Raw genomic sequence first — 11053 nt, 5'->3', positions numbered from 1 at the left:
TGGATCCCCTAGTCATGGATCCCCTCCACGCTCCAGGCGCCCTCGCGGCTGAGCAGCACGAGGGCGCGGCCGGGCTCGATGACGACGGCGAGACGAGCGGCGCGCTGGCCATCGGGCCGCCACCAGCGCTCGTCGAGGACCGTCGGCGCCCCGTGGGCGAGCACGCGGTGGGTTCTGCCCGCGGCGACGCCGTGGCTCACGAGCGCCTCGATCCCGTCGGCCCCCGTGCTCCCCGCCCGCGGCACCTCGAGGACCGCGGGCGAGGCGCTCAGCAGGGCGCGGGCGGTGACCACGACCTCCGCGCCCTCCGCGTCCCGCAGCACCACGAACGGCGGGGTGCGCAGCACGACCGACGGCAGCGGGCGCGGCATCGACCCCGGCCACGGCCCGGGCCGCGCCGTCGGCCGCTCGCTGCGCCAGGGCACCAGCGCCACCTGCTCGGCGAGCAGACGGCCCCCGACCTCGACGGGGACGAGCACCGCCTCCTCCCCCGCGAGCCCCTGGGCGCGGGCGAAGGCGCGGCCGGCCCGCTGCGCGGCCTCCCCCGCGCTCCCCCACAGCGCCGGTGCGCCCTCGCCCGCGGGGAGCAGCTGCACGGGCTGGAGGGCGAGCCGCGTGATCTGCCCGGTCTGCTCGCCGCGCAGTCGCGCCCGGGTGATCCAGCCGTCGCACTGCCAGCGGATGCGGTCCACGACGTCGGCCGGGGACAGGGCGCCGTCGTGGCGCCAGGTGCGCTCCATCTCCTCGCCCGAGGCGGTGAGCGCGAGGATCCGCAGGCGCGTGCAGATCAGCCCGCGCGCGACGAGCATGCCGTGCAGCTCCTCGGCCATCGGCCGCGCCGCGAAGGCCGCCTGGTCCACGCGCACGAGCGGCGGGTCCAGGGTGCGCGCGACCTCGAGGGGCTGCGTGGGATGGTGCGCCTGGGGCGGGGTGGGCTCGCCCCCGCGCGCGAGCAGGTGCAGCTGGGCGACGTCGGGCCCGAAACGTGCGGCGACGGAGGTCGCGGGCAGGTCCGCGAAGTCCCCGAGGGTGCGGATTCCCAGGCGCTCGAGCAGGTCGATGACCTCGGCGAGATCCACGCGGCGGGTGCGGCCGGCATCGGCCGCGGGCTGATCGCGGTGCCCCCATCCGGGGCCGACGGGCGCGTCGCGCAGGGCGGCGATCGCATGCGGGCCCAGGTAGTCCCGGCTGCGGCCGGGGCGCACGATCCTGCCCGAGCGCGCCGCCAGGAGCGCGGCGAAGGGGCCGTCGGCGATGCCGACGACGGCGTCCCAGCCGGTGAGCTCGGCGACCGCGTCGACGATCGCCTCGGCGAGGGCATCCTCCCCGCCGCGGTGGCGGGCGGGCCCGCGTGCGGACATCAGCAGCACCCCCGGGCGCAGCACGTCCACGCCCGCGGCGACGGTGTCCACGGCGGCCGCGACCAGCTCGAACAGGGCGCTCTCGTGCTCGACGTCGGCCTCGACCACGACGGCCTCGGGACACGCGGCCTGCGCGGCGCGGCGACGCATCCCGATCCCGACGCCCACCTCGAGGGCGGCGGCATCGGCATGGGAGACCCGGTGGCGATCCATGACCACGACGGGAGTCGGCGCCCCCTCCTCCGCGACCCCGGCCCCGCTCCCCGCCCCGGCGGCCTTCTCCCGGGCGAGCTTCTCGCGCGCGGCGAGGAGCGGCCAGGCGGGGACGACGACGGCCGCGATGCGCGTCGCGGGCGGGGTGCCGCCGTGCTCCGCCTCGTCGCCGTGACCCGTCTCGTCGACCTGATCCTCCTCGCCCGCGGGCAGGACCCCGGGCAGCAGGAGCTCGCTCCCGTTCATCCCGCCCTCCGGATCACGCGCAGCGGTGCGGGGTCGGCCTGGTCGGGCACGGCGACCTCGGCGAGGAGGCCGTGCACCTCGGGCAGCACCACGTCCACGGCGCGGCCCTCGGGGATCCCGCGCCCGGCGGCGCTCACCCGCAGAGTGCGCCGGCGCAGACGGCCGGTGCCCCGTCCCAGCCCCTCCCACGACTCCGCCTCGGCGCGCAGGTGCAGGTCGGCGCGGGCGACGGGGGCGGCGGCGAGGACCAGGGTGTCGTGCGCCCGCGCGCGATCGGTCAGGCTGCGCCAGAGGGAGGCCGTCAACCGCAGTCGCGGGCCGAGCACGAGCACGCCGACCCCGTCCACGAGCGCGGACAGCACCTGCGGCAGCTGCGGCATCTCCTCGACGGCGGTGGCCGGGGCGATCGCGAGGCGCTCGAGATCGAGCCCGGCGTCGCGCGCGGCGCGCAGGCCGAGGTCCGGCATGCCTGCGAGCGCGCACCAGCCGTCCTCCCCCGCCGCCGCGGCGGCCATCGCGAGCATCAGGGAGACCGAGCAGGAGCCGTCGACCGCGACCGTGCTCCCCGCGCGCAGGGATCCGTAGGGAGCGAGCGGGGCGAGCGGCGGGGGCAGGGGCACACGGCTGTGTTCGTCGGCCGCCTGGACCCGTGCGGTCCCCGCGCCGGCATCGGACGCCGGGGCCCGACGGGACGCTCCCCCGGGACCGGCGGAGCCGACGATCCCCGTCGGCCCGCCGAGGCCGGTCGGTCCGTCGAGGCGCGCCGACTCGCCGGGACCCGTCGTCCTGACGGCGGAGAACGCGGTGCGGTCGATCCTCCCGCCATGACGCGCGGTGGTGCGCTCGGCGGCACCGAGCGCGGCGCGAGCGCGGGCGAGCCGCTCCTCCTGAGTGCCTCTTCCCGCCGTCCTCGGCGGCGTCCTCTCCTCGTGCGGCGCCGATGCCTTCCCCTGCGTCGGCGCCTCGTGCATCTGCAGATGCGTGCTCATGCTCCACCTCCTCCTGTCCGGCCGTCATCCAAGATCGAACACGCGTTCGAATTCTACGCCCGCCCCGACGCGCCGGGGCGGGCGCGGTGGTCGCGCGAGCCTCGCGCTGCAGGGTCGTCGAGGAGTCTTGATCACCGGACCGACATCTGAACTGGAGTGATCCCTCTGTCCGGTGAGCCATATCACACTAGAACATGCGTTCGAGCACTGGTGCTCGGACGGGTGATGGTGTTGCATAGAGCTATGGACATTTCGGGCACGATGCGGTGCATGCCGATGAGGGACGGCGGGGACGACCCCCGCCGCACCCCTGGTCGTGCCCGTCAGCTCGTGCTGCGCGATGCGCCCACGGAGGCCGAGCACGTGTGCGAGATGGTCGCGGCGGATGCGGCGCCCGGGAACGGGCTGGAGCTCCTCGACATCGCCCACGCGCTGGGAGAGCTCGCGAAGGGTCCGGACGGCCCCTTCGGCGCCGCGGACGCCGGCCTCACGGCCTTCGAGCTCTCCGACACCCTCGCCGCCTTCGAGCAGCTGCGCTCAGCCCTCGGCGCGCTCGAGATCCGCGTGACCACCGCCCTCGACGAGCGTCTGCGCGAGGAGGACTCGGCACAGGGCGTCGCCGAGCGCGATCACGGGCGCCGCACCGCCGGGGAGATCCGGATGGCCTCACGGGTCTCCCCTGCCATCGCCTCTGCGCGGCTGCACTCCGGCAGGCGGCTCGTGCGGGACATGCCGCGCATGTTCGAGGCGCTGGCCGACGGGCGCATCGGACTCGATGCCGCCCACGCGATCGGGCGCAGCAGCGGCCCGCTCCGGCCGGAGCAGCGGCGGGAGGTCGATCGGATCATCGCCTCGCGCGAGCCCGATCTCGACGGCGCCTCACCGGCTCAGTGGGGCCGGGAGGTCTCGGCCCTCGCTCAGCAGCTCGACCCCCGTGGCGAGGACGGGCGCCACGTGCGGGCGCGCATGCAGCGCGGCGTGACGGTCACGCCGGGGCCGCACGGCATGGGGCACGTCCACGCACATCTCCCGGCGCTCGACTGCGCCGCGATCCAGCGCAAGCTGACCATCGAGGCGCAATCGCTCAAGGCCCAGGGGGACACACGCACCCACGCGCAGATCATGGCGGACCTCCTCTCCGACACCCTGCTGGGGCGCGATGAGCAGATGGACCCCGTGCACCTGGAGGTCGGCGTCGTCATCACGGAGCGCACTCTGATCGCGCCGGATCACGGCGACCCGGCGATGATCGAGGGCTACGGAGTGGTGCCGCCGCGCACCGTGCGCGACGAGATCGTCCAGCGGCTCCCCCGCCCCGAGCGCGACGCCCCGGAGAGCGCACCCGCACAGGGCGTGCCCGTCACGGCCGACGCGACGCCGGAGGACCGCCGAACGCTCACCGACGACGACCTGCTCCCGCCGCAGGAGCCCGCGGAGACCGCCGCGGCGGACCCTTTCGACGAGGAGTCCCGGCTGACGCTCCGGCGTCTGTTCACCCATCCCGCTTCCGGCGAGCTGATCGCCATGGAATCCCGCGCCCGCGCGTTCCCCGCCAGGCTCGGGTACCTCGTCCGGCTCAGGGACTTCCGCTGCGCGGGGCCCTACTGCGCGTCCTCGATCCGCCAGATCGACCACATCCAGCCCCACGCGCAGGGCGGTGCGACCAGCGCCGACGACGGGCAGGGTCTGTGCGCCCACTGCAACAGCACCAAGGAGCTCCTCGGGACGGCCGAGAGGGTCGGTGAGGAATCGGATCCGCACCGCGTGCACTGGAGATCGAAGCTCGGACGCACCGCCATGGTGTCCCCGAGCCCGCTGGCAGGGCTGCCGCCGGGCGGCCCTCCCGTCGAGGCCCCACCACCCGGTATGACCCCTCCGGGCACGCCGCCATCGGCCATGCCCTCATCGGCCATGCCCCCGAAAGCCATGACCACACCCGAGGACGATGCGTCCGACGGGGAACCCGCCCTGCTCCCGCCGATCCACCGGATCGAGGACCTGCGCTGGGAGCGCGACCGCCGACGCGCCGCGGGGATCCGCGACGAGGAGCGGCGGCCCGACATACGCAGTGCGTGAGCAGCCCGCGCACTGACGCGCGCCCGAAGCGCCCCGACCCGCCGCGCGAACGGCCCTGTCCCCGTGTCCACCCGCCCCGTAACCTGGCCGGAACCATTCCGAGGAGGAGCGAGACATGCGTGCACTGGTGCTGCAGGAGAAGGGCCGGATGGGGATCGAGGACGTACCCTCCCCCGGCGCCCCGGGACCCGGGGAGGTCCGGATCGCGATGCACACGGTCGGGATCTGCGCCTCCGACGTCCACTACTGGACCGAAGGCCGTATCGGCCCCTTCGTCGTCGAGGCGCCGATGATCCTCGGGCATGAGGGCGCGGGCACCGTGGCAGAGATCGGCGAGGGCGTCACGGGCCTGTCCGTCGGCGATCGTGTCGCGATGGAGCCGGGCGTCCCCGATCCCGCCTCGCGGGCGACGCTCGAGGGCCGCTACAACGTCGACCCGGCCGTGCGCTTCTGGGCGACCCCGCCGATCGACGGCTGCCTCGCCGAGGAGGTCGTCCACCCCGCCGCCTTCACCTACCGCCTGCCCGATGCCCTCAGCTTCGCCGAGGGCGCGCTCATCGAGCCCTTCGCCGTCGGCATGTTCGCCGCGACGAAGGCGCAGATCAGCCCCGGGGACGTCGTCGCCGTCATCGGCAGCGGGACGATCGGCATCATGACCGCGCTGGCCGCGCGCGCCGGCGGGGCGAGCCGGGTGTACATCAGCGACGTGCAGAGCGCGAAGCTCGGCCTGCTCGACGGCCTCACGGGCATCATTCCGGTCGACGCCACCCAGGAGGACCTCGGCGAGCGGGTGCGCGCGGAGACCTCGGGATGGGGTCCGCAGGTCGTGATCGAGGCCTCGGGCGCCGCCCCCGCGTACAAGGGGCTGTGGACTGTCCCCGCGCCGGGCGGACGCGTGGTGCTCGTCGGCATGCCCGTCGAGCCCGTGGCCTTCGACGTCGCCACGGCGCAGAGCCGCGGGATCTCGATCGAGACGATCTTCCGCTACGCCAACGTCCACCAGAAGGCCATCGATCTCGCCGCGAGCGACGCCGTGGATCTGGGCCGCTTCGTCACCGAGACGTTCGCGTTCGAGGACTCGGAGAAGGCCTTCGAGCGCTTCCTCGAGGGGCGTCCGACGGACGTGAAGCTGCAGATCGCGTTCTGACCGGAATCGCTCCCTGACCGGAGTCGCTCCGACCAGCGCCGATCCTTGTGGAGGAACGGTGGTGTGGATGACCGGGAGGGGCGCGGGGAGCACAGCGCCATGCTTGCCGCATGCTCTATCGACTCGGATTCTGGCTCGGCCCCGTCCCCTCTGATCCCATCGACGCCTGCGCCGCCCTCAACCAGCACATCTTCGCCGCCGATCACGCCTGGGGCGAGACCGGCACGGCGGTGCCGCCGGTGCCTCGGATCGCCGCCTTCGTGCGGGAGGCGCTGCGGCGATATCCCCTCGACGAGGGCGACGAGAGCGGTGAGGGCGGTGATGCCGCGGGCGGTGGGCAGGGCATCCCCATCTGGAAGTACACCGACGTCGAGGCGTGCGCCGCGGGCCAGGCATTCCATGCGAACCTCACCGGGCTGGGCGCCGAGATCGCACGGCACGACCTCGCGGAGCTCGCCGCATCGCTCGACATCAACGCCTTCGACCTCGTGCAGCACAGGATCCTCCCCGACCGCCGTCCGGGCGCCGCGCCCGGCGAGCAGCACCCGCACCCGGACGTGCTGCCCCCGTTCCTCGCCCGGGAGGAGCGCGACGACGTGGGGACGGGCGGACCCCTCAGAAGCGGGACCGGAGGAGAGGCGCGGGACTTCCTCGCCCTCGAGCGCGCCGCCTACTCCCCTGGTGCTCGTGTGTGCGACGGGCCCGAGCGCGCGCAGGAGGCGCTCGGGCTGCACGGCGTCGAGATCCCCCAGCCCACCGGGGCGAGGCCGCTGTTCTGAATCAGCAGCGCACCCGGCACTCGTCGAAACGCCTGGACAGCGCGCTCGACGAGTGCTTGCCTCCTTCCATGGACACCAGTGACCCCATGGACGCCCGCGAAGCCATGGGCACCTACGACGAGACCCGGCGCGCATGGGACGACGCCTCCCACAAGCACGTGCGCGAGTACGAGAGCCTGCTCGTCGAGGCGCGCACGGCACGTCTGCTGCAGTGCGAGGAGCGTCTCCTCAGCGGGCTCGTCGAGCATGCCGAGGTGATCCACCCGCAGAGCGGGCACGGCATCGACGACCACGCGCTGCTGCGCCTCGGCGCCGCCTCGGTGCTGGGCGTCGACTACTCGCCGACAGCGGTGACGGCGGCGCAGCGCCGGGCCGACGAGCTGGGCGTCGCCGCGCGCTACACCGTCGCGGAGCTCCCGGACACGGGCCTCGATCCCGCGTCCGCCGACCTCGTCTACACGGGCAAGGGTGCACTGATCTGGAACGAGGACCTCGAGGCGTGGGCGACGGAGATGCACCGGCTGCTGCGGCCCGGCGGCCACCTGTTCGTCCATGAGGCGCACCCGCTCGTGCCGCTGTGGACGTGGGACGCCGATGCGCCGCGCGTGAGGGAGGACCGCGGCTATTTCGCGTCCCGCCACGTCAACGACACCTTCCCCGCTCGCGGGGCCACCGAGCATCAGCGCACGCTCGCCGGGACCGTGATGGCGATCGTGCGGGCGGGCTTCGTCCTCGAGCAGCTCGAGGAGCATCCGGAGCCGTTCTGGCGACCCGACGACGCGGAGCCCGCGGCGGCCTGGGACGGTCGCCTCCCCAACAGCTTCAGCCTGCTCGCGCGCCGCGGCAGCTGACCAGCGGGAAGCGGGTCGAAAGAGGGTCTCAGCCCGCCCTGACGGCCGCCCGTCGCTGCCAGAACACCACGGCGCTCGCGGCGGCGACGTTGAGGGAGTCGACCGCGCCGCTCATGGGGATGACCACGTGCTCGTCGACCGCTTTCAAGGTGGACGGCTCGAGGCCGTGGCCCTCGGCGCCGAGGACGAGCGCGACCTTGCGGCCGGCACCCAGGTCCACCTCGTCGAGCGCCGTGGCCTGCTCGGTGAGCGCCAGGGCGAGCACGTCGAAGCCGGCGTCGTGCAGCAGGTCGACGCCGTCGTGCACCGTGTCCTCGCCCGGAGGATGCGGCGCATGCGGCCAGGCGCCGAGGCGCGTCCACGGCACCTGGAAGACGGTGCCCATCGAGACGCGGAGGGAGCGGCGGTACAGGGGATCCGCGCAGCGCGGGGTGACGAGCACGGCGTCGACGTCGAGCGCGGCGGCCGAGCGGAACATGGCGCCAACATTCGTGTGGTCCACGATGTTCTCGAGCACCGCGACCGTGCGCGCCGTGCTCAGCAGCTCCGCAGCGGTCGGCAGCACGGGCCGCTGCATGGCCGCGAGCGCACCGCGGTGCAGGTGGAACCCCGTGAGGGACTCGAGCAGGGCCTCCTCGCCCACGAACACCGGCACCTCGGGGAAGCGCGTGAACAGGGGCGCGAACTGCTCCACCCAGCGGGAGGACATGAGGAAGGAGCGCGGGACGCAGCCGGCGTCCATCGCCCGCTCGATCACGTGGAAGCTCTCCGCCATGAACAGTCCGCGCTCGACCTCCATGCTCGCGCGCAGCCGCACGTCGGTCATGCGCAGGTAGTCGTCGAGCCGGGGGTCCTCGAGCGTCGTGATCGGGACGATCTGCGAACCGGGGGCGTCGGGGCCCTCCGGTGCCGATGCTCCCATCTCAGTCCAGCTGCACGGAGCGGGCGCTGAAGCGCTCGCCGTGGCGCTCGACCACCAGCGGCAGCCCGAAGGTGCGCGTGAGGTTCTGCGAGGTGAGGGTCTCGTCGATCGGGCCGGCGGCGACCGCCTTCCCGTCGCGCAGCAGCAGGGCGTGCGTGTACCCCGGCGGGATCTCCTCGACGTGATGGGTGACCAGCACGGTCACCGGGGTCGCCGGATCCTTCGCGAGGCGCGCGAGGTTCCGCACGAGCTCCTCGCGGCCGCCCAGGTCCAGACCCGAGGCGGGCTCGTCCAGGAGCAGCAGCTCGGGGTCGGTCATGAGGGCGCGCGCCGAGAGCACGCGCTTGCGCTCCCCCGTGGAGAGGGTGCCGAAGGCGCGGCCCTCGAGGTCGAGGACGCCGAAGGCGTCGAGCAGCATGCGCGCGCGGTCGAGATCGAGGTCCTCGTACTCCTCGCGCCAGCGGCCGACGACCCCGTAGCCGGCGGTGACCACCACGTCGAGGACCTTCTCGTGCCCGGGGACGGTGTCGGCGAGCTCCTGGCTCGCGAGGCCGATGAGGGGCCGCAGCTCGAAGACGTCGATCCTGCCCAGGCGCTCGGCGAGCAGTTCGACCGCGCCGGAGGTGGGGTGCATGCGGGAGGCGAGCAGGCGGATCATCGTCGACTTGCCGGCCCCGTTGGGGCCCAGCACCACCCAGCGCTCACCCTCCCCGATGCTGACGGTGAGCCCGTCCAGCAGGTTCCTCCCGCCACGGCGGACGACGACATCGGTGAGTGCAGCAGCCTCGGACATGGCTGAAAGCCTATCGGCTCCGGGACCGACTCCCGTGCAGCGACCCGACCCGGCCCGAACGCAGGACCGACCGTCGTCCTGGCCCTCGATGCGTCGCGACCGTCGACGCGCCCCGACCGCCTGCCCGATCTCCGGAGAAGCCGCTCGCCCCGGTGACCGGGACGGTAGGGTGCCCGGGGTCGCGGACGCCGTGCGCGGCGCCGATCCCCTGATCCCCCCGATCCCTTCTCCTCCTACCCCCCCCACGACGCGAAGGAGCGCCACCATGGCACATCCCGACCCGGCCGCCGACCCGTCGGCCCCGATGCCCCGCGAGGAGTCGTCGACGCCGAAGCGCCGACGGGTCAGCCCGCACTTCCTCTACATCGCCGTGATCGTCGCGGTGCTCGCGGGCATCGGCTTCGGTCTCGTCGCGCCGGAGACGGCCGCCTCGTTCAAGATCCTCGGCGACCTCTTCGTCTCCCTCATCAAGATGATGATCGCGCCGATCATCTTCTGCACGATCGTGCTGGGGATCGGCTCGGTGCGCAGTGCGGCGACGGTCGGCCGCATCGGCGTCCTCGCCCTCGTCTACTTCCTCGTCATGTCCACGTTCGCCCTCGCGATCGGGCTGGTCGTCGGCAACATCCTGCAGCCCGGGCAGGGCCTCACGATCCCCACGGACGGCGACGTCAGCAAGTACGTGAAGGACGCCGAGGAGGCCGGCGGACTCGCCGACTTCGTCGCCTCGATCATCCCCGAGACCCTCGCGAGCTCCCTCACCGAGGGCTCCGTGTTGCAGGCGCTGCTCGTGGCGCTGCTCGTGGGCTTCGGCATCCAGGGCGTGGGCGGACGCACGGCCGAGGTGGCCCTCGAGGCCGTCGAGATCGCGCGCCGCGTCATCTTCCGCGTGCTGATGATGATCCTCTGGCTCGCCCCGATCGGTGCGTTCGGGGCGATGTCCGCCGTGGTGGGCTCCTCGGGCGTGGGCGCCGTGTGGGAGCTCGTGAAGCTCATGATCGGCTTCTACATCACGTGCATCATCTTCGTGGTCGGCATCCTCGGCCTGGTGCTGTTCGCCGTGGCCCGCGTGAACGTGTTCTCGCTGCTGAAGTACCTGGTCCAGGAGTTCATCCTCATCGTGGCCACGAGCTCCTCGGAGTCCGCGCTGCCCACGCTGATGGCGAAGATGGAGCACATGGGCGTGAAGAAGTCGACCGTCGGCATCGTGGTGCCCACGGGCTACTCCTTCAACCTCGACGGCACCGCGATCTACCTGACGATGGCGTCGATCTTCGTGGCCGATGCCATGAAGATGCCGATGACGATCCCGCAGCAGATCGGCCTGCTGGTGTTCATGATCATCGCCTCGAAGGGCGCCGCGGGCGTCTCCGGGGCGGGCCTCGCGACGCTCGCGGGCGGTCTCGCGGCGCACCGGGCGGACCTCGTGCCGGGCGTCGCGGTGATCGTGGGCATCGACCGCTTCATGTCCGAGGCGCGCGCGATCACGAACTTCGCGGGCAACGCGATCGCCACCGTCGTGATCGGCACGCTCACCCGGACGATCGACCGCGAGCGCGTCACCGAGGTGCTCTCGGGCCGGGTCCCCTTCGTCTCGGCCGACGAGATCGAGACCGAGGACGCCCAGCACGTCGTCGCCGAGGAGGGCGGGCGCTCGTAGACTGACCGGGCCCGAT

The 11053-nt window shown here is 73.4% G+C and carries 9 protein-coding genes; 5 read left to right on the top strand and 4 right to left on the bottom strand.

Features of this window, described 5'->3' with window-relative positions:
• Positions 1 to 8: 8 nt before the first annotated feature.
• Together M4486_RS05645 and M4486_RS05640 are read right to left on the bottom strand one after the other, a co-directional pair.
• Positions 9 to 1820, bottom strand: coding sequence for a DNA polymerase Y family protein (locus M4486_RS05645; RefSeq protein WP_249480195.1), 1812 nt, complete (start codon positions 1818 to 1820; stop codon positions 9 to 11).
• Complete coding sequence (locus tag M4486_RS05640; protein WP_249480194.1) at positions 1817 to 2809, bottom strand: hypothetical protein; 993 nt, start codon at positions 2807 to 2809, stop codon at positions 1817 to 1819. The genes M4486_RS05645 and M4486_RS05640 overlap by 4 nt, the downstream gene beginning before the upstream one ends.
• A gap of 270 nt (positions 2810 to 3079) precedes the next feature.
• Between M4486_RS05640 and M4486_RS05635 the strand changes: the two genes are divergently transcribed.
• The 4 genes from M4486_RS05635 (at position 3080) to M4486_RS05620 (ending at position 7662) form a co-directional block, all read left to right on the top strand.
• On the top strand, positions 3080 to 4885 hold the full coding sequence (locus M4486_RS05635; protein WP_249480193.1) for an HNH endonuclease: 1806 nt from the start codon (positions 3080 to 3082) through the stop codon (positions 4883 to 4885).
• 115 nt (positions 4886 to 5000) lie between these two features.
• Positions 5001 to 6032 (top strand): NAD(P)-dependent alcohol dehydrogenase, encoded by a 1032-nt coding sequence (locus tag M4486_RS05630; protein WP_249480192.1) that lies wholly within the window; start codon positions 5001 to 5003, stop codon positions 6030 to 6032.
• Between the two features lie 110 nt (positions 6033 to 6142).
• Positions 6143 to 6811 (top strand): hypothetical protein, encoded by a 669-nt coding sequence (locus tag M4486_RS05625; RefSeq protein ID WP_249480191.1) that lies wholly within the window; start codon positions 6143 to 6145, stop codon positions 6809 to 6811.
• Between the two features lie 68 nt (positions 6812 to 6879).
• Positions 6880 to 7662: a class I SAM-dependent methyltransferase gene (locus tag M4486_RS05620; protein ID WP_249480190.1), complete on the top strand. Its 783-nt coding sequence runs from the start codon at positions 6880 to 6882 to the stop codon at positions 7660 to 7662.
• A 28-nt stretch (positions 7663 to 7690) separates the two neighbouring features.
• Here M4486_RS05620 and M4486_RS05615 read toward each other — a convergent pair whose 3' ends face one another.
• Together M4486_RS05615 and M4486_RS05610 are read right to left on the bottom strand one after the other, a co-directional pair.
• The gene (locus tag M4486_RS05615; RefSeq protein ID WP_249480189.1) at positions 7691 to 8584 is read right to left on the bottom strand and encodes a TrmH family RNA methyltransferase; all 894 of its coding nucleotides are present in this window, start codon (positions 8582 to 8584) and stop codon (positions 7691 to 7693) included.
• A 1-nt stretch (position 8585) separates the two neighbouring features.
• Complete coding sequence (locus M4486_RS05610) at positions 8586 to 9377, bottom strand: ABC transporter ATP-binding protein (protein WP_249480188.1); 792 nt, start codon at positions 9375 to 9377, stop codon at positions 8586 to 8588.
• A 265-nt stretch (positions 9378 to 9642) separates the two neighbouring features.
• Between M4486_RS05610 and M4486_RS05605 the strand changes: the two genes are divergently transcribed.
• Positions 9643 to 11037, top strand: coding sequence for a cation:dicarboxylate symporter family transporter (locus tag M4486_RS05605; RefSeq protein ID WP_249480187.1), 1395 nt, complete (start codon positions 9643 to 9645; stop codon positions 11035 to 11037).
• Positions 11038 to 11053: the final 16 nt, after the last annotated feature.

Source organism: Brachybacterium kimchii (genome assembly GCF_023373525.1).
Lineage (GTDB): Bacteria > Actinomycetota > Actinomycetes > Actinomycetales > Dermabacteraceae > Brachybacterium > Brachybacterium kimchii.
Note: the sequence above shows the minus strand (reverse complement) of the source record. Positions and strands in the feature narration are given on the sequence as shown.